Raw genomic sequence first — 17034 nt, 5'->3', positions numbered from 1 at the left:
GCCGCACGCCGCACGCCGCACGCCGGCGCTATGCGCCATGCCCGAATATTGGGCGGGACGAACAAAAGAGATAGCCGCCTGCCTTGTCTCGCATCGTCATTGCGCTAAGGGCCAAAACTCGATCAGGTCGGGGTCGAGACGGAGAGGATTTTGTTGCCAGGACAGGAGCAAGGAGGGAGCGATGGTTTTCCATCGTGACCGACGCGCGACGCCGCCTGGCGACAAAATCCGCCCGCCGCTTGCGCGGTTGCCGATGGAGAGCCGCCGAGCGGCGTCGCTTGCTTGCGCGTAGCTTCAGCTACGCGACTGCGCTGCGCTCCTTGTCGGCGGCTCTCCATCGGCAATCTCGATCCTCGACCTGATCGAGTTTTGGCCCTAAGGGAGGGCGCAAATCGAAGGACGAGACAGACACGCCATGGCTGAAAGACCGCTTTCTCCGCACCTGAGCATCTGGAAATGGGGCCCGCACATGCTGGTTTCCATCCTCCACCGCATTACCGGCGACGGCATGGCCCTGGTCGGCCTGGGCGTGTTGCTGTGGTGGCTGGGCGCGCTGGCGAGCGGACCGGCGGCCTACGATACCTTCATCGGTATTGCCACGTCGTGGTTCGGATATGTCGTCCTGGTCGGCCTGTCCTGGGCGTTCTTCAACCACATGACATCGGGCCTGCGCCATTTCGTGCTCGACATCGGCGCCGGCTACGAGCTCGACACCAACAAGGCATGGTCCACCGCCTCGCCGATCATCGGCATCGTGCTGACGGCGGCGTTCTGGGCCGCGATACTCTATCTCTGAGGACTTGAACCATGGGTAATGGAACCTCGATCGGCCGGGTGCGCGGCCTCGGATCGGCGCACGAGGGCGTGCATCACTGGCTGCTGCAGCGCTTTACCGCGGTCGGCAATCTCGTGCTGGTCCTGTGGCTGGCCAGTTCGTTCGTGCTGCTGCCCGATCTCTCCTACGCCACGGTCAGCAGCTATCTCGCCGCGCCGGTTCCGGCCACGGCGATGGCGCTGCTGATCGTCAGCACGTTCTGGCACGCCCGGCTGGGCCTGCAGGTGATGATCGAGGATTACGTCCATACCCCGGGCAACAAGTTCGCTGCCATTCTGCTGCTCAACCTGGCCGTGGTCGGCGGGGCCGGCTTCGGGATCTTCTGTGTTGCCCGCCTCGCGCTGGGAGGAGCTGTCTAATGTCCAATCCGGCACCCCAGACCGCCAGCAATAACACCACCGGCCCGGCCTATGCGATCGTCGATCACACTTATGACGTGGTCGTCGTGGGCGCGGGCGGATCGGGCCTGCGCGCCACCATGGGCGCGGCCGAAGCGGGCCTGAAGACGGCCTGCATCACCAAGGTCTTCCCCACCCGCAGCCATACCGTTGCCGCGCAGGGCGGGATCGCGGCCAGCCTGGGCAACAACACGCCCGATCACTGGTCGTGGCACATGTACGATACCGTCAAGGGTTCCGACTGGCTCGGCGATCAGGACGCGATCGAATACATGGTGCGCGAGGCGCCGCAGGCGGTTTACGAGCTGGAACATGCCGGCGTGCCGTTCAGCCGCAACGATAACGGGACGATCTATCAGCGCCCGTTCGGCGGCCACATGCAGAACATGGGCGAAGGCCCGCCGGTGCAGCGCACCTGCGCCGCCGCCGACCGCACCGGCCACGCCATGCTTCACGCGCTCTACCAGCAGAGCCTGAAGTACGACGCGGACTTCTTCATCGAGTATTTCGCGCTCGACCTGATCATGGAAAACGACGCCAGCGGCGTGCCGCAGTGCCGCGGCGTGATCGCGATGTGCCTCGACGACGGGACGATCCACCGCTTCCGCGCCAAGGCGGTCGTGCTGGCGACCGGCGGCTATGGCCGCTGCTACTACACCGCCACCAGCGCGCATACCTGCACCGGCGATGGCGGCGGCATGGTCCTGCGCGCGGGCCTGCCGCTGCAGGACATGGAATTCGTCCAGTTCCACCCCACCGGCATCTACGGCGCGGGCGTGCTCATTACCGAGGGCGCACGGGGCGAGGGCGGCTACCTGACGAACTCGGAAGGGGAGCGTTTCATGGAACGCTACGCCCCGAGTGCCAAGGATCTCGCCAGCCGCGACGTCGTGTCGCGCTCGATGGCGCTGGAAATGCGCGAAGGGCGCGGTGTCGGGCCAGAGAAGGATCATATCTTCCTCCACCTCGATCACATCGATCCCAAGGTTCTGGCAGAGCGTCTGCCCGGCATTACCGAAAGCGGCAAGATCTTCGCCGGCGTGGACCTGACGCGCCAGCCGCTGCCGGTGACGCCGACCGTGCATTACAACATGGGCGGCATTCCCTGTAACTATCACGGCGAAGTCGTAACCATCGGGCCGGACGGCAACCCGGAAACCGTGGTCCCGGGCCTGTTCGCGGTGGGCGAGGCGGCCTGCGTTTCGGTCCACGGGGCGAACCGCCTCGGCTCGAACTCGCTGATCGACCTCGTGGTGTTCGGCCGCGCGACTGGCCACCGGCTGAAGGAACTGATCAAGCCGGGCACCAGCCATGACGAGCTGCCCAAGGACAGCGCCGATCTCGCGCTGACCCGGCTCGACCATTTCCGCCACGCCAGCGGCGGATCGCCGACGGCGGAAATCCGCGCGGAAATGCAGAAGAACATGCAGAAGCACGCCGCCGTCTTCCGCGACAGCAAACTGCTGACCGAAGGGGTCGAACTGCTGAAGCAGGTGAACAAGCGGATGGAGGATATCCATGTCTCCGACCGCTCGCTGATCTGGAACAGCGACCTTGTCGAAACGCTCGAGCTCGACAATCTGATGGCCCAGGCCAACGTCACCATCGCTTCGGCCGAAAACCGCAAGGAAAGCCGCGGCGCCCACGCGCACGAGGATTTCCCCGATCGCGACGATGCGAACTGGATGAAGCACACCGCCGTCTGGTTCGAAGGCTGGGGCGGCAACGGCGGCGAGATGAAGATCGATTACCGCCCGGTGCACGAATACACGCTCACCGACGATGCCGAGTACATCACACCGAAGAAGCGCGTTTACTAAACCGGGGGCGGTCATGGCGTGCAGGACCTTCGCCCTAGCGGCGATTGCCTGCTCGCTTGTCGGTTGCACGGCTGGCGGGTCGGCGCCGCCGGCGCATCTGGGGCTTGATCCGTTTTACAGCCGATACCGGGATGCCGGCGGCATTGCGGTCGTTTCCTCCGCGCGTGTGGAGGGCGATACGCTGGTGAGGGCGTCGCGGATGATAGACGACATGCTCGCCCATCGCCCCGATCTGCGCACCGCGCTGGTGCAGCGGGGATATCGCGTCGCGATCATGGCGGAAAGCGAAGCGATCACCGATCTGCCCCAGAACGCGCACTGGACCAGACCGACCCCGGACGATCCGCGCCTCACCCGCTGCGAGCGCAAGCACTACGAACAGCGGATCGGGCGGCTGTCCGATCGCGAATACTGGAACGCGCGGGTGCGCGGGATCGGCGGAGCGTTCACCGTCGCGGCGGAAGAGGACGTGCTGGGCCGCCCGGCGAGCCGCTATTACGGCGAAACCATTCTGGTCCACGAATTCGCGCACAACGTGCTCGATGCAATCGAGACGGTCGATCCCGCGCTCTATGCGCAAGTCGAGCAGGCTTACGCCGCGGCGCTCGACGAAGGGCTGTGGAAGGATGAGTACGCCAGCACCACGGTGCAGGAATACTGGGCAGAGGGCACGCAGTTCTGGTTCAATTCCAACCGGCTTGCCGTGTTCGATGGGCGGAGGATTTTGAACCACACCGATCTGGCCGCATACGACCCGCGCCTCGCCGCCGTGCTCGCGCAGGCTTATGGCGACCGGCATCTCCTCGCTGCCGACCCGTTCCACGGCCATCCGGCCCGCGTTCCGCCCGGGCCGATCCCGCAGAACACGGCGGAAGTCTGCTAGGCTTCGGCCCCGTCGCCCCCGGTTTCGGCCATTAGGACGTTCATTACTGCCGTTGCGACCGGGCGCGATCGGTCATCCTGCCACGCCTCCACCTCAATATTAGCATTGCGGCGGCCCATGCGCAGCACGCGGCCGCGCGCATATGTCGGCTTGGCCTTCGCCGCGCTGAGGAACTGCACGGTGACGTTGATCGGTTTCAGCCGGTGTTCGCGGCCCGCGCGGGCAAGCTGTGCGCGCAGGGCGGCATAGCCGGCGTTTTCCAGCAGACCGCTGGTTGCCCCGCCGTGAAACACCGTCGGTCGCCCTTCGACGATTTCGCCGAACGGGATGCGCAGCACCGGGCTGCCATCTTCCATCGAATCGATCCCGATACCGAGCGAGCGGGCATAGGCGGGCAGGTCGCGCTCCAGCGCGCTGATCGCGGGGTCGCCGGTCATCGGCCTCTCCAGGGAATGGACATGAACACGCCCGCCACATGAGCGATCGGATGGTCGGGCTCGCCGTCATGGGCGATCCCGCGCACGAAAGCGGCGGAACGGGTGATGCGATAGCATTCCGCACGCCCGGTCACCGCCGCGCCCGAGCGGGCAGGGCGCATGTAATCGACCCTGAGATCGAGCGTGGCGATTGCGCGAAACTCCCCGGTCGCCGTCCAGATCGACATGCCGGAAGCCATGTCCATCAGGCTGACGATCGGCCCGGTGGCGAGCACGCCGCTGTCGGTTTCGCCCACCAGATCCTCTCGCCAGGGCAGGGCCAGCTCCACCCAGTCTGCGCCGTGCGCCAGATAGCGCAGGCCCAGCCATCCGGGATGGCCACGGCCGAGCATGAACGGCGCGGCGGTGGCGGGATCGAACGGTGGCAGGTCGTCGGCCATGCTCCCGGCTCTAGGGCGGCACGCTGGCATTGCAATGTTCTAATTCACGGTGCGCGCAGCTTGTGCGGCACCCTGGCGGCGCGGGCAGGATTGCGCCCGTGCAACAGGGAAACCGAAATATGACCCTTCCGAAAATCGATCTTGCATCCTTGCCGGTTCTGGAAAGCGCGGCCGGCATGTTTGGCAGCCTGTCCGATGCGGCGACCGCCGCATCCGACGACCGCGCCGTGATCGTCATGGTCTATCTCTACGAAACCGGCTCCAAACTGCCCGATCTGCTGTTCTGAGGCAGCAGGAATGCGAATCGATCCTGCGATCTGCGCCCTGCGCGGCGACCGCGCTGCGCACCATGCGGCGCAGTCCGCTGTCGAGGCCGCTGCCGGGGGCTGGCGCCAGTCACCCCCGGTGGCGGCTGTGCTGGAGGAACTGGCACCGTATGGCGAGGGTGCACCGCTGGCCGAATGCCCCCGGCTGCGGGCGCTGGTGCGCGATCCGGCCGCCGCCAGGGCGTTCGTCGACGCGCTGATCGCCCCGATGATCCAGGCGATGGGGCGACAGCCGCTGGCTCACGTACCGTTCCGCCATCAGGTGGTCGAAGGGATGACAACGCTTCAGCTCGCGCACACCGGCCGGGCACGGCTGTCACTGGTCCGGTACGAACCCCAGACACGCCCGCAGCCGGTCACGACGGTCAGTTTCGCGGACGGGGAACGGCACGAGCTGTGCCTGACCGGGGCCGCGCGCGCCCGGCGGGTATCGGTGAAGGGGCCGCATGGCGCCAGGGCGGATCTGGCCTTCACCCCGCTCACGCTGTTTCCCGGCCGCAGGCTCCGCTTTGCCGCGAGACGATCGAGCAAGCTGGTCGATCGTACGCACGGGGGGCTCGTGCTCCTGCGTCTGGCGCGACAGGCGCAGAGCCCGTTGCAGAGCCTGGAATACCGGATCGCCGACGGGGCGCTGGTCCATCGCGCGGCGGGCGATGCGGGCGAAAGCCGGGCCGAACTGATGCTGGCGGTGCTGTGCCGGATGGGGCGTCGCGATGCTGCCCCGGCGATAGAGGCGGTCCTGCGCTGCGGCAGCGACAGCCTGCGCTGGCAGGCGCTGCGCGAGTATCTGGCGCTGGACAGCGGTGCGGGGTTCGATGCCCTTGCGCAAATCGCGGATGATGCGGCGGACCCTCTGGCGGGCATGGCGGCTGCGTTGCGCCGCGATCTGCTGCATCGTTATCCGCAGCTTCGGCGTGTTCAGGCGGCGATGCCATGCCCTGCGTAATCGAAAGCGGCGATCCGCCGCCGGCCACGCTCGATCAGACGGTCGAGGCGCTGGAGGACAGCGGCTTTGACCCCCGCGACACGGGAAGCCGCGATCACGCCGCGCAGTGGCTGGCCCGGCTGGGTCGGAACCGCGCATTCCTGGGCGACCTGATGATCGAGCGGCTGATGCAACAGTACCGCAACGAAGGGACCGACGGCGGCTATGGACCGCAGGCGATCATGCTGTCGCATCCGCGTGGTGGGCATTTCCTGCGCGCCAATCTTTGGCCCGCGCGCGAGGATCATGCCTGCCGCACCAGCGGAACGCAGGCTTTCGTCTACAACCTTCCGCACGATCACAATTTCGATTTCCTCACTGTCGGTTACTTCGGCCCCGGATACGTCAGCGATTATTACGAGTACGATTATCGGGCGGTGGCGGGTTGCCGGGGGGAAAGGGCCGGGCTGCGCTTCGTCGAACGCAGCACCCTGTCGCCGGGCAAGTTGCTGCATTACCGGGCGCACCGCGATGTGCACTGCCAGTTGCCGCCGGAGAGCCTTTCGGTGTCACTCAACATCGTTGCCGCCGACCCTGCCTGCGGATGGCTCGATCAATATGCTTTCGATCTGGAGGCCGATCGCGTGAGCCGGGTTCTCAACCCCGGTTCGAGCGAGGCGTTTCTGCGCGTGGCCGTGGGGCTGGGCGGGGCGGAAGCGATCGACCTCGCCCAACGGTTCGGTCGTACCCATCCCAGCGACCGCCTGCGCCTCGCCTGCTTCGAAGCGCGCGCGGGCGCTGCCGTGACGCGGCGCGGGACGGATGCCATCTGGCGGGAGGCGGAGCGGTCGGGCAGTCGGCTGGTCGCGGGGGAGGCGGCGTCGCGGCGCGCGCGGCTGGCGGAAGCGCCGAAGCCTGCGCCGTCCCGATGAACGCCGATCTAGAACGCCGCGCCGGTCAGCGCGTCGATTGCGCCTTGCAGGATTACGGCGGCGGCATGGCTGTCGATCCGTTCGGCCCGTTTGCGCCGGCTCAGATCCTGCCCGATCATGTCCCGCTCCGCACTCGCGGTTGACCACCGTTCGTCCCACAGCAGGATCGGCAGGCCCAGGCCGGCCGACAGGTTGCGCGCATAGGCGCGGCTCGACTGCGCCCGCGGCCCTTCGCTGCCGTCCATGTTGCGGGGCAGGCCGATCACGATGCCTTTGACCGTGCGTTCGCGCATCAGTGCCGTCAGCGTTTCCAGATCGCGCCCGAACTTGCCGCGCGCGATTGTTTTTCCGGCAGTGGCAAAATGCCATCCGGCATCGCAGGTAGCGGTGCCGATGGTTTTCGTCCCCAGGTCGAGCGCAAGCAGAGTGCCGCCGTCGGGCAGGGCGGCGGCGAATTCTGCGTTGCTTTCGGCGATCAGGGGCGGTTCGACCACGCCGAAACCCGCCGCGATACGTCCTGCTTCACGTTCTCCCAGAACAGGGGAATGTCATAGACGTGATAGTTGTTGCCCGGCAGGACCGCGCTGCCGATTTCCGGCGGGTCCCCGATCAGCAGAAGACCCTGTTCGCTGCATCGCGCGGGGACCGATCCGGGCACCAGCTGGCCGCTCGAATAATCGGCTTCGGGAATCAGCGTACCCAGGTTGGCTTCCGCAGGCGCCGCGCCGCCGATCCCGCCCGTCAGCGGATTGGTGCAAAGGATGGCGCTGTCGCCGCGCATCGTCCCGTCGAATCCGGCCGAGCCGCTGTAGGCTTCGATCACGGCGCTGGGATCGGCGGGTTCGGCGAATGTCGACCAGCTCAGTATGCAGCCCGCCTGCGATGCCGTGGCACATGCGGGAAACCCCAGCGCGGGCAGATCGTGCTCGACCGAAATCGGCCAGCCAATGGCATAGATTGCCGCGACACGCCCCTTGAGCGGGCTTTCCGCCAGCTCTTCGCGCAAGAGGCGCAGCAGGTGCAGCGCGCCCTGGCTGTGGCCGGCGAGAACGATCGGCGTGTCCTCGTCCACGCTGGCGACGAAGAATTCGAAAGCCTGCTTCACGTCGATATAGGCGGCATTCAGTGCCTGGCGCGCCTCGTCCGAATCGGTCAGGAACGCGCCGAAGGTCGCCTGGCGATAGCGCGGCGCCCAGATCTCGCTCGCCCGATTGAACGGGCTGGCCATGCCGCGGACGTAAATCCTTGCGATGCGCTGCGATTCGCCGTCGTCGAGCGGGGCATTCCACTGCGAGCGGTCGAGGTAGCTGGTCGGATGGATGAAGAAGACCGCGAAATCGCCCGGCCCATCCTCGCTATCGGCGGGCAGTTGCCGCCCTTCGCCCTGCATGGCCGGCTGCCACCGCGCGGCATCGTCCAGCCCGATGCCGGGGCGCGACAGCCACATGACCGGGTCCTGATAGGCGTTCGTCTCCAGCGGAGCCTGTGCGACGAACTCGGTGCTGGGGACATAGGCAAGCTCTGCCAGATCGTCCCAGAAGAACCGCAGCGCGAACATGGCCGCGATGGCCAAAATGATCAGGATCGCGACGAAATAGAGAAACTTGCGTGCCATCAGTCCTCCGGCCCGGTTGGGGTGGTTTCACTGTCCAGACGTGCTGCGCGCCGTTCCAGGCCGACCTTGATCATCGCCAGCAGCGGATCGGCCAGCGCCAAGCCCAGGATGCCGAACATGACGCCGAAAATCAGCTGTGCGCCCAGCACCAGCGCGGGGGCCAGATCGACCGTTTTCTTGGCGATCATCGGGATCAGGACGTACCCGTCGAAGTTCTGCACCAGCAGATAGACGAAGATGGTGTAAAGCCCCATGTCGGTGCCGCCGGAAAAACCGACCAGCACCATCAGAACCCCTGAAATCAGCGCGCCGATATTGGGGATGAAGGCCAGCAGCCCGGTCAGCAGACCCAGCAGGACGGCCATCGGCACCGGCCCGATCCCGATCAGTTGCCCCCCGTATGCCAGCAGGGCCCAGGTGAATATCCCTTCCGCAAACATGCCCACCAGACGGCCGGCGAGCAGGCGGCGCATGGTGAACGACATGTGTTCCAGCGTATCGTGGAAGATGGAACGCTGCTTTGGCGGGACCATCCAGGCCACGCCGCGTTCGTACAGATTGGGATCGATCGCGATATATATGCCGATGATCAGGATCAGCAGGATCGTCGCGAAGCCGCCGAAGATGCCGCCGATCGCGCGGGTGACCGTGCCCACGCCGCTGACCAGGTTCCCGGCGACGTTCTGCACGTCGTCCTGATCGATGGCGAAGCCCTGTTCGCGCAGCAGGCCCAGCAGCCGCCCGACCTGTTCGCCGATGATCGCGGGAAATTCGGCCGCCTGCTGCGATATCTGCGACCCTGCGAAATAGCCGAGCCAGGCGAGGAAGCCGACCATTGCGACGATCACCATCGCAACGCGCCATCCGCGCGCGATCCTGAAATAACGGTCGAGCAGGCGCGAACCGCCGTCGATCATGGTCGCGAACACCATCGCGCCGAAGATCACCAGCAGCGATTGCGAGATATAGACGGCGAGGACGAACAGGCCGACCACCGCCGCCCAGACAAGCGCGCGCATCGCCTCGAACCGCAATTCGGGGTTTCTGATGTGAGCCGGGCTCTTGCCCATCGATGCCTTCGGCGCGCCTTGCGCTTCCTTAGTCTCGCTCACTCTCGGTGCCCCTGTCGGCGATTGCGGGACGCAGTGTGCTCCAGGCGCGGCCGCCGCGCAAGGAGGTGAACCAGCTGATCGGATTGAAGCCGGTCGTTCCGTCCAGCGAGAAAGTGATGAATTCCGCCCGTCCACCGACGTTTTCCAGCGGCACCGGCCCCATCAGCCCGCTCGGGTCGTAGGCGCGGCTGTCGGCCGAATGGTCGCGGTTGTCGCCCATGACCATCACGTGCCCTTCGGGAATTACGATCGGACCGAAATCGTCGAGCGTCTGCTGCTTGTGGTCGATGACCAGATAAGTCGCCCCGTTGGGCAGCGTTTCGCGCAGTGTCGGCGGCTCGCACACCGGCGTGCCGTCGGGCAGGGTGGCGGTGTAATCGAGCGGCATCCCGGTGTGCGGATCGCCGCCGAAATCGCACTGCATGTTGGCGTCGATCGGAATGCGCAGCGGCGGTTCGACTTCCTGCGGGACCGGCGTGCCGTCGATCACGATCTGGCCGCCGCGCACTTCGAAAGTGTCGCCCGGCAGGCCGACCACGCGCTTGATATAATCTTCATCCCGCACCGGATGCACGGGGATCACGATATCGCCGTATTCGGGCGTCCCGGGCCAGACGCGCCATTCGCCGCGCGGCATCAGGTGGAACGAGATCGAGGCCCAGCTCCAGCCATAGGGATATTTGCTGACCACCAGCCTGTCGCCCACCAGCAGGTTGGGCAGCATCGATTCGCTGGGGATGTAGAACGGTTTGGCGATGAAGCTGTGGAAGCCCAGCACCGCGAGCAGCATCAGGGCCAGTCCGCGAATTTCGGACAGCCAGTCGATCTTCTCTTTTTTCTTCTTTTCGGCGGTGTCGGTCACGGTGGAAGATGCGCTGCTCATGAAGGGCGGGCCTCGATAATCACGAAGGCCTGGGCCCATGGATGGTCGTCGGTTAGGGTGAGATGAATGACGGCTTCATGGCCTTCCGGCGTCATTTCCGCAAGCCGCGCCGCGGCGCCGCCGGCCAGTTCCAGCGTCGGTGCGCCCGATGGGGCGTTCACGACGCCGATATCCTTGTGGAACACGCCGCGGCTGAAACCCGTACCCACGGCCTTGGCAAAGGCTTCCTTGGCCGCCCAGCGCTTCGCAAAGGTGCCGGTGCGGGTATAGGGGCGCCGGGCCGCCTTGGCCCGTTCGACATCGGTGAAGCAACGCCGTTCGAACTTCTCGCCCCACCGTTCCAGCGAAGCGGCGATGCGGTCCATGTTCGTAAGATCCGATCCCATGCCGATAATCATGGTTCAGCGCGCCTCGTCCATCAGATCGCGCATCGTGCGCACCGCGCCTTCCAGCCCGACGAAGACCGCTTCACCCACCAGATAGTGGCCGATGTTCAGTTCCGCGAGCTGCGGGATGGCGGCGATCGGCTGGACATTATCGTAAGTGAGGCCATGGCCGGCGTGCGGTTCGATCCCGTTCTTCGCCGCCAGCGCGGCCATATCGGCGATGCGCCTCAGCTCGCGCGCGCGGTCTTCCCCTGTGGCATGGGCATATTCGCCGGTGTGGAATTCCACCACGGGCGCGCCCAGCCGCAGCGCGGCGTCGAGCTGGCGTTCGCTCGCCTCGATAAACAGGCTGACCCGGATGCCGGCATCCAGCAGGCGGGCCACCACCGGGGCGAGCTGATTGTGCAGCCCGGCTGCATCCAGCCCGCCTTCGGTCGTGCGCTCTTCGCGCTTCTCGGGCACGATGCAGGCGGCATGGGGGCGATGCCGCAGGGCGATTTCAAGCATTTCCTCGGTCGCTGCCATTTCCAGGTTCAGCGGCAATTCGGTCGCCGCCTGGATGCGGACCAGATCCTCGTCACGGATATGGCGCCGGTCTTCACGCAGATGCGCGGTGATCCCGTTGCCGCCGACCGCCGCGACGATTTCCGCCGCGCGCACCGGATCGGGATGGTCGCCCCCGCGCGCATTGCGGATCGTGGCAACGTGGTCGATGTTGACGCCGAGGCGGAGACGTTCGGCCATCTTACTTCCGGCTGCCCGGCTTGGTCACGGGCACGGCCGCGAGCTCGGCTGGCACCTCGTCTTCCGCATATGTCGGAAAAGCGATGTCGAGCAGCGCGTGATAGGGAACGTCGAATTCCACCCCTTCGGCCCGGCGATCCACCAGCGAAACGAGCGCGACCACATTGCCCCCGGCGGCTTCCACTGCCCTCATTGCCTCGCGCGAGGAAAGGCCCGTGGTCACGACGTCTTCCACCACCAGCACATTTTCGCCCGGTTCCAGGCGGAAACCGCGGCGGAATTCGAATGTCCCCTCGGGCCGTTCGAGGAAGATCGCTTCCTTGCCCAGGGCGCGGCCCATTTCGTGCCCGATGATGATCCCGCCCATCGCCGGGGAAACGACTTTGCCGACCGCACCGCGCAAGTCGCGCGGCATTTTCGCGGCCAGCGCCGCGGCCAGCCGGCTGGCACGCATGGGTTCCATCAATACGCGCGCGCATTGCAGGTAAAAGGCGCTGTGCCGGCCGGAGGAGAGCTTGAAATGCCCTTCGAGCAAGGCCTCGCTGGCGCGAAATTCGTGCAGGACTTCGTCTTCAGTCATCGATATTTACCGTCCGTTCCCGGGGGAGTCTCCGGCGCTGCTGGCCGGTTGGGGATTTTTCTCCTAGAAGCGCTTGAGACGGGGGGCAAGCGCGCGTATAGGCCCGCGCAGACCTGTCCCCCGACGGGGTTTTCGCGGCTGCGCATGTGGCCTCCAACGACAAGAACGGAAAGCGTCGGACAGATGAAATTCGGTGATTGGCCCGGCCGGGCTGCGCGGCTTGCAACTATTCTCTGGGCAGCTCTTCTGCTCGCCCTCGCGCCCCAGTCGGCGTTCGCTCAGGCGGAGCCTGAGGCGCCTGTGGCGGAGGTGAGCGAAGGCGATGCGCCTGTCGCCGCTGCGGCGGCAGACGAAACCGCTGGCGATGCGGCTGCGGGCGGTTACGAGCCGCTTGGTCCCGAATGGATCAAGGGGCAGCCGACTGCCGGTGCCCTGGACGTTCAGGAACAGTTTTCGCCGATCGGCAAGACGGCAACCGGCCTTCACGTCGGCCTGCTGTGGATCATGGGGCTGATCAGCCTTTTCGTCCTCGGCCTGCTGCTCTGGGTCATCGTGCGGTATCGCCGGGGCGCCAACCCGACGCCGTCGAAGACGACGCACAACACCCTGATCGAAGTGGTCTGGACTCTCGTCCCCGTGCTGATCCTGGTGGCGATCGCGATTCCCTCGATCTCGCTGCTCAGCAAGCAGTACGAATCGCCGCCTGAAGATGCGATCACGATCAAGGTGACCGGCTATCAGTGGTACTGGGGCTACGCCTATCCCGACAATGGCGGGTTCGAAGTGATTTCGAACATGATGCCGGAGGATGAGGCGAAGGCGAAAGGCTTCCCGGCCCAGCTGGAAGTCGACAACCGCATGGTCGTGCCCGTTGGTACGCCGCTGCGCATCCAGACGACCGCGGCCGACGTGATCCACTCGTTCGCGGTGCCTTCGCTGTGGTTCAAGATCGACGCCGTTCCGGGCCGCCTGAACGAACGCCTGCTGACGATCGATGAACCCGGCATCTATTACGGCCAGTGTTCGGAACTGTGCGGTGCGCGGCACGGATATATGCCGATCGCGGTCGAAGCGCTTCCGCGCGACCAGTGGGAAGCCTGGGTGCGCACGCAGCCGGGTGGTTCCGTGGGCGATGCCGAGCCCGAAGCTGCCAATCCGGCGGCCGACGCGGCAGCCACTTCCGAGGCGGGTGAAACCGCCGATGCCGAGGCTGCCCAACCGGCCGCCGCGACCAACTGATTTACGTCGAAGAGAAAAGCGATCATGGCTACTACCGCTGAAGGCTTCCAGGCTCATACCGATGACGCCCATCACGATGCCGATCACAAGCCCGGCTTCTTCGCGCGTTGGTTCATGTCGACCAACCACAAGGATATCGGCACCCTCTACCTGATCTTCGCGATCGTCGCGGGCATCGTTGGCGGGGCGATTTCGGGCATCATGCGCGCCGAACTGGCCGAACCGGGCATTCAGGTGCTGGGCTTCTGGGTCAACCTGATGGGTGGGGAGGCGAATTTCGACGCCAACCTGCACATGTGGAACGTGCTGATCACCGCGCACGGCCTGATCATGGTCTTCTTCATGGTCATGCCGGCAATGATCGGCGGGTTCGGCAACTGGTTCGTGCCGCTGATGATCGGCGCGCCGGATATGGCCTTCCCGCGGATGAACAACATTTCGTTCTGGCTGACGGTCGCCGGTTTCTGTTCGCTGCTCTTCTCCGCCTTCGTGCCGGGGACTGCCGCAGGCTATGGCGCGGGCACCGGCTGGACGGTCTATGCCCCGCTTGCGACTTACGGGCATGATGGCCCGGCGGTCGACTTCGCGATCTTCGCGCTCCACCTTGCCGGTGCGGGTTCGATCCTGGGTGCGACCAACTTCATCACGACCATCTTCAACATGCGTGCGCCGGGCATGACCCTGCACAAGATGCCGCTGTTCGTGTGGTCGGTGCTGGTCACTGCCTTCCTGCTGCTGCTGGCGCTGCCGGTGCTGGCCGCGGCGATCACCATGCTGCTGACCGATCGCAACTTCGGCACGACCTTCTTCGATCCGGCCGGCGGGGGCGATCCGATCCTCTACCAGCATCTGTTCTGGTTCTTCGGTCACCCCGAAGTCTACATCATGATCCTGCCCGGCTTCGGCATGGTCAGCCAGATCATCGCGACCTTCAGCCGCAAGCCGGTGTTCGGCTATCTCGGCATGGCCTATGCGATGGTCGCGATCGGTGTGGTCGGCTTCGTCGTCTGGGCGCACCACATGTATACCGTGGGCCTCGACGTGAATACGAAGATGTATTTCACCGCCGCGACGATGGTGATTGCGGTGCCCACCGGGGTGAAGATCTTCAGCTGGATCGCGACGATGTGGGGCGGCAGCCTCGAATTCAAGAGCCCGCTGGTCTGGTCGCTCGGCTTCATCTTCCTGTTCACCGTGGGCGGTGTGACCGGCGTGTACCTCGCCAACGGCGGGATCGACGATGTCGTGCACGACACCTACTTCGTGGTTGCGCACTTCCACTACGTGCTGTCGATGGGTGCGGTGTTCTCGCTCTTCGCCGGGTTCTACTACTGGTTCCCGAAGATGAGCGGGCGGATGCACAGCGAGCTGCTGGCGCATATCCACTTCTGGGTCTTCTTCATCGGCGTGAACGTGATCTTCTTCCCGCAGCACTTCCTGGGGCTGAACGGAATGCCGCGTCGCTATCCCGATTTCACGGAAGCCTACGCCTACTGGAACCACATCTCCTCGATCGGCTACGCGATCATGGCGGCTTCGATGCTCGTGTTCTTCGTGAACATCGCTTACGCCTTCATCGCCGGGCGCCGTGCCGGGGCGAACCCGTGGGGCGAAGGCGCGACGACGCTGGAATGGACGCTGTCCAGCCCGCCGCCCTATCACCAGTTCGAAACGCTTCCGGTGATCGAGGAGCATCACGACTATCACGATCACCGCCCGGCATCCGCCTGACGCCGCTGCTCCTCCCCCACAGTGGGGGAGGGCGGTAGCGATCAGTGGGGTGGATGCGGGACCGGCGTTGACCTGTTGCACCGCATTCGCCCTCCGCTCCGGGAGGGGCGGGAGAAAGACATGACCGCGACCACGACCCGAATGCCGGCGGCCGACTGGCGCGATTTCTTCGCGCTGACCAAGCCGCGCGTGATGAGCCTGGTGATCTTCACCGGGCTTTGCGGCCTGCTGGCGGCGCCGGGCGCGGTTCATCCGGTCATCGGCTTCGTCGCGGTCCTGTGTATCGCGCTGGGCGCGGGCGGGGCGGCGACGCTGAACCAGTGGTGGGAGGCGGATCTCGACGCCGGGATGAAGCGGACTGCCGGCCGGCCCATTCCCGCAGGGCGCCTGGCGCGCACCGACGCGCGCGATTTCGGCGTTGCGCTGTCGGTCGGCTCGGTTCTGCTCATGGGCCTGGCAGTGAACTGGCTTGCCGCCGTGATCCTGGCGATTTCGATCGTCTACTACGCGCTCGTCTATACCGTATGGCTGAAACCGCGCACGCCGCAGAACATCGTGATCGGCGGCGGGGCTGGGGCCTTCCCGCCGATGATCGGCTGGGTCGCGGTGACGAACGACATCACCGCGATGCCGATCCTGCTGTTCGCGATCATCTTCATGTGGACCCCGCCGCATTTCTGGGCGCTCGCGCTGTTCGTTCAATCGGATTACGCCAAAGTCGGCATTCCGATGATGCCGGTGGTGAAGGGCGAACGGTCCACCCGGCGCCAGATCCTGATCTATTCGCTGCTCCTGCTCCCGCTCGCGCTGGCGCCGTGGTTGATCGGCGGCACCGGGCTGATCTATGGCGCTGCGGCGGCTGTGCTGACCGTGCTGTTCGTGCTGCTTTCGCTGCCGGTGGCTTTCCGCGAATCGCAGGCGGACGACCGGATGCGGCCGGAAAAGCGGCTGTTCGGTTACAGCGTGCTATACCTGTTCGCGCTGTTCGCGGCGCTGGTCGCGGATCGCATGGCCCAAACCCAAGGATGGATCGCATGACACCCGAAGATCAGGAAGCGTTCAAGCGGCGGCAGAAGGGGCGCAACGTGGCCCTTGCGCTGGTCCTCGGCTTCTTCGTCGTGCTGTTCTACGTTCTCACATTCGTGAAGATGGGGGACTGATCGATGACGACCGCCGCGCTCGAACGCAAGAACCTGCGCGTGGGGATGCTCGGCTTCCTGGCCGCCGGCGCCATGCTGGGGCTGGGGTACGCCGCGGTTCCGCTTTACGAGATGTTCTGCCAGGTCACCGGCTTCGGCGGGACGACCCAGCGCGCGACGGAAGGTGAGGCGGATCTCGCCAGCCGCATGGCGCAAAGCGCCGGCGCGAAGACGATTTCCGTCCGTTTCGATGCATCGACCTCGCACGCCATGCCATGGACTTTCGCGCCCGAACAGGTGACCGAAACGGTCCAGATCGGCGAGCGGGACATGGCCTTCTTCACCGCCCGCAACGACAGCAGCGAACCGATCACCGGGACCGCGACATTCAATGTGGAGCCCGAACAGACCGGCAAGTATTTCAACAAGATCCAGTGCTTCTGCTTCACCGAGCAGACGCTGCAACCGGGGGAGGAAGTGCGGATGCCGGTGCTGTTCTTCATCGACCCCGCGATCCTCGACGATCCCAATGCGCAGAGCGTGGAACAGATCACGCTCAGCTATACCTTCCACCGCAAACCCGATTCCGTTTCGACGGGCACACCCTAA

The 17034-nt window shown here is 65.5% G+C and carries 21 protein-coding genes; 12 read left to right on the top strand and 9 right to left on the bottom strand.

Going from position 1 to position 17034, the window contains the following annotated elements; all coding sequences use genetic code 11:
- Positions 1-415 precede the first annotated feature (415 nt).
- The 4 genes from sdhC to AM2010_RS07055 are packed head-to-tail and all read left to right on the top strand — an operon-like array spanning position 416 to position 3936.
- Complete coding sequence (gene sdhC, locus AM2010_RS07070; protein WP_047806476.1) at positions 416-796, top strand: succinate dehydrogenase, cytochrome b556 subunit; 381 nt, start codon at positions 416-418, stop codon at positions 794-796.
- Between the two features lie 11 nt (positions 797-807).
- On the top strand, positions 808-1194 hold the full coding sequence (gene sdhD / locus AM2010_RS07065; RefSeq protein ID WP_047806475.1) for a succinate dehydrogenase, hydrophobic membrane anchor protein: 387 nt from the start codon (positions 808-810) through the stop codon (positions 1192-1194).
- Complete coding sequence (gene sdhA / locus AM2010_RS07060) at positions 1194-3053, top strand: succinate dehydrogenase flavoprotein subunit (protein WP_047806474.1); 1860 nt, start codon at positions 1194-1196, stop codon at positions 3051-3053. Before sdhD ends, sdhA begins: the two co-directional genes overlap by 1 nt.
- A gap of 13 nt (positions 3054-3066) precedes the next feature.
- Positions 3067-3936, top strand: coding sequence for a glycoside hydrolase (locus AM2010_RS07055; protein ID WP_236699431.1), 870 nt, complete (start codon positions 3067-3069; stop codon positions 3934-3936).
- Here the strand turns inward: AM2010_RS07055 and AM2010_RS07050 are convergent.
- Both AM2010_RS07050 and AM2010_RS07045 read right to left on the bottom strand, forming a co-directional pair.
- Positions 3933-4373, bottom strand: a complete 441-nt coding sequence (locus AM2010_RS07050; RefSeq protein WP_047806473.1) for a PaaI family thioesterase — start codon at positions 4371-4373, stop codon at positions 3933-3935. The two genes, AM2010_RS07055 and AM2010_RS07050, sit on opposite strands and share 4 nt — an antisense overlap.
- The gene (locus tag AM2010_RS07045) at positions 4370-4813 is read right to left on the bottom strand and encodes a PaaI family thioesterase (protein ID WP_047806472.1); all 444 of its coding nucleotides are present in this window, start codon (positions 4811-4813) and stop codon (positions 4370-4372) included. The genes AM2010_RS07050 and AM2010_RS07045 overlap by 4 nt, the downstream gene beginning before the upstream one ends.
- Positions 4814-4932: 119 nt before the next feature.
- Between AM2010_RS07045 and AM2010_RS14275 the strand changes: the two genes are divergently transcribed.
- From AM2010_RS14275 to AM2010_RS07035, 3 genes are read left to right on the top strand one after another with little or no spacing between them, the layout of a single operon-like run.
- Positions 4933-5100: a hypothetical protein gene (locus AM2010_RS14275; protein WP_169747782.1), complete on the top strand. Its 168-nt coding sequence runs from the start codon at positions 4933-4935 to the stop codon at positions 5098-5100.
- 10 nt (positions 5101-5110) lie between these two features.
- Positions 5111-6085: a hypothetical protein gene (locus AM2010_RS14180; RefSeq protein WP_047806471.1), complete on the top strand. Its 975-nt coding sequence runs from the start codon at positions 5111-5113 to the stop codon at positions 6083-6085.
- Positions 6073-6996, top strand: coding sequence for a hypothetical protein (locus AM2010_RS07035; protein ID WP_047806470.1), 924 nt, complete (start codon positions 6073-6075; stop codon positions 6994-6996). The genes AM2010_RS14180 and AM2010_RS07035 overlap by 13 nt, the downstream gene beginning before the upstream one ends.
- A gap of 8 nt (positions 6997-7004) precedes the next feature.
- Here AM2010_RS07035 and ruvX read toward each other — a convergent pair whose 3' ends face one another.
- The 7 genes from ruvX to pyrE are packed head-to-tail and all read right to left on the bottom strand — an operon-like array spanning position 7005 to position 12316.
- Positions 7005-7490: a Holliday junction resolvase RuvX gene (gene ruvX, locus AM2010_RS07030; protein ID WP_047806469.1), complete on the bottom strand. Its 486-nt coding sequence runs from the start codon at positions 7488-7490 to the stop codon at positions 7005-7007.
- Positions 7472-8611 (bottom strand): DUF3089 domain-containing protein, encoded by a 1140-nt coding sequence (locus AM2010_RS07025; RefSeq protein WP_047806468.1) that lies wholly within the window; start codon positions 8609-8611, stop codon positions 7472-7474. Before AM2010_RS07025 ends, ruvX begins: the two co-directional genes overlap by 19 nt.
- On the bottom strand, positions 8611-9723 hold the full coding sequence (locus AM2010_RS07020; protein ID WP_047806467.1) for an AI-2E family transporter: 1113 nt from the start codon (positions 9721-9723) through the stop codon (positions 8611-8613). The genes AM2010_RS07025 and AM2010_RS07020 overlap by 1 nt, the downstream gene beginning before the upstream one ends.
- On the bottom strand, positions 9710-10606 hold the full coding sequence (lepB, locus tag AM2010_RS07015) for a signal peptidase I (RefSeq protein WP_047806466.1): 897 nt from the start codon (positions 10604-10606) through the stop codon (positions 9710-9712). Before lepB ends, AM2010_RS07020 begins: the two co-directional genes overlap by 14 nt.
- A complete protein-coding gene (gene acpS / locus AM2010_RS07010; protein WP_047806465.1) occupies positions 10603-11004 on the bottom strand; it encodes a holo-ACP synthase in 402 nt (133 codons plus the stop codon). Before acpS ends, lepB begins: the two co-directional genes overlap by 4 nt.
- Positions 11005-11007: 3 nt before the next feature.
- The gene (locus tag AM2010_RS07005) at positions 11008-11736 is read right to left on the bottom strand and encodes a pyridoxine 5'-phosphate synthase (RefSeq protein ID WP_047806464.1); all 729 of its coding nucleotides are present in this window, start codon (positions 11734-11736) and stop codon (positions 11008-11010) included.
- A gap of 1 nt (position 11737) precedes the next feature.
- Entirely contained in the window at positions 11738-12316 is a 579-nt protein-coding gene (gene pyrE, locus AM2010_RS07000; RefSeq protein ID WP_047806463.1) for an orotate phosphoribosyltransferase, read from the bottom strand.
- A gap of 183 nt (positions 12317-12499) precedes the next feature.
- On the opposite strand from pyrE, the gene coxB reads away from it, so the two are divergent.
- From coxB to AM2010_RS06975, 5 genes are all read left to right on the top strand, one after another.
- Positions 12500-13555, top strand: coding sequence for a cytochrome c oxidase subunit II (gene coxB / locus AM2010_RS06995; RefSeq protein ID WP_047806462.1), 1056 nt, complete (start codon positions 12500-12502; stop codon positions 13553-13555).
- A gap of 24 nt (positions 13556-13579) precedes the next feature.
- The gene (ctaD, locus tag AM2010_RS06990) at positions 13580-15286 is read left to right on the top strand and encodes a cytochrome c oxidase subunit I (protein WP_047806461.1); all 1707 of its coding nucleotides are present in this window, start codon (positions 13580-13582) and stop codon (positions 15284-15286) included.
- A 120-nt stretch (positions 15287-15406) separates the two neighbouring features.
- Positions 15407-16324 carry a heme o synthase gene (locus AM2010_RS06985; protein ID WP_047806460.1) on the top strand — a complete coding sequence of 306 codons (918 nt, stop codon included), beginning with the start codon at positions 15407-15409 and terminating at the stop codon, positions 16322-16324.
- Entirely contained in the window at positions 16321-16446 is a 126-nt protein-coding gene (locus tag AM2010_RS14460; protein WP_047807776.1) for a hypothetical protein, read from the top strand. The genes AM2010_RS06985 and AM2010_RS14460 overlap by 4 nt, the downstream gene beginning before the upstream one ends.
- 3 nt (positions 16447-16449) lie before the next feature.
- Complete coding sequence (locus tag AM2010_RS06975) at positions 16450-17034, top strand: cytochrome c oxidase assembly protein (RefSeq protein ID WP_047806459.1); 585 nt, start codon at positions 16450-16452, stop codon at positions 17032-17034.

Source organism: Pelagerythrobacter marensis (assembly GCF_001028625.1).
Lineage (GTDB): Bacteria > Pseudomonadota > Alphaproteobacteria > Sphingomonadales > Sphingomonadaceae > Pelagerythrobacter > Pelagerythrobacter marensis.
This window is presented reverse-complemented; position numbering and strand designations above follow the sequence as displayed.

Bases quoted from the DNA above. Each gene is read 5' to 3' on its own strand.
- sdhC (WP_047806476.1), top strand. From the start codon at position 416: ATGGCTGAAAGACCGCTTTCTCCGCACCTGAGCATCTGGAAATGGGGC.
- sdhD (WP_047806475.1), top strand. From the start codon at position 808: ATGGGTAATGGAACCTCGATCGGCCGGGTGCGCGGCCTCGGATCGGCG.
- sdhA (WP_047806474.1), top strand. From the start codon at position 1,194: ATGTCCAATCCGGCACCCCAGACCGCCAGCAATAACACCACCGGCCCG.
- AM2010_RS07055 (WP_236699431.1), top strand. From the start codon at position 3,067: ATGGCGTGCAGGACCTTCGCCCTAGCGGCGATTGCCTGCTCGCTTGTC.
- AM2010_RS07050 (WP_047806473.1), bottom strand. From the start codon at position 4,373: ATGACCGGCGACCCCGCGATCAGCGCGCTGGAGCGCGACCTGCCCGCC.
- AM2010_RS07045 (WP_047806472.1), bottom strand. From the start codon at position 4,813: ATGGCCGACGACCTGCCACCGTTCGATCCCGCCACCGCCGCGCCGTTC.
- AM2010_RS14275 (WP_169747782.1), top strand. From the start codon at position 4,933: ATGACCCTTCCGAAAATCGATCTTGCATCCTTGCCGGTTCTGGAAAGC.
- AM2010_RS14180 (WP_047806471.1), top strand. From the start codon at position 5,111: ATGCGAATCGATCCTGCGATCTGCGCCCTGCGCGGCGACCGCGCTGCG.
- AM2010_RS07035 (WP_047806470.1), top strand. From the start codon at position 6,073: ATGCCCTGCGTAATCGAAAGCGGCGATCCGCCGCCGGCCACGCTCGAT.
- AM2010_RS07025 (WP_047806468.1), bottom strand. From the start codon at position 8,611: ATGGCACGCAAGTTTCTCTATTTCGTCGCGATCCTGATCATTTTGGCC.
- lepB (WP_047806466.1), bottom strand. From the start codon at position 10,606: ATGAGCAGCGCATCTTCCACCGTGACCGACACCGCCGAAAAGAAGAAA.
- acpS (WP_047806465.1), bottom strand. From the start codon at position 11,004: ATGATTATCGGCATGGGATCGGATCTTACGAACATGGACCGCATCGCC.
- AM2010_RS07005 (WP_047806464.1), bottom strand. From the start codon at position 11,736: ATGGCCGAACGTCTCCGCCTCGGCGTCAACATCGACCACGTTGCCACG.
- pyrE (WP_047806463.1), bottom strand. From the start codon at position 12,316: ATGACTGAAGACGAAGTCCTGCACGAATTTCGCGCCAGCGAGGCCTTG.
- coxB (WP_047806462.1), top strand. From the start codon at position 12,500: ATGAAATTCGGTGATTGGCCCGGCCGGGCTGCGCGGCTTGCAACTATT.
- ctaD (WP_047806461.1), top strand. From the start codon at position 13,580: ATGGCTACTACCGCTGAAGGCTTCCAGGCTCATACCGATGACGCCCAT.
- AM2010_RS06985 (WP_047806460.1), top strand. From the start codon at position 15,407: ATGACCGCGACCACGACCCGAATGCCGGCGGCCGACTGGCGCGATTTC.
- AM2010_RS14460 (WP_047807776.1), top strand. From the start codon at position 16,321: ATGACACCCGAAGATCAGGAAGCGTTCAAGCGGCGGCAGAAGGGGCGC.
- AM2010_RS06975 (WP_047806459.1), top strand. From the start codon at position 16,450: ATGACGACCGCCGCGCTCGAACGCAAGAACCTGCGCGTGGGGATGCTC.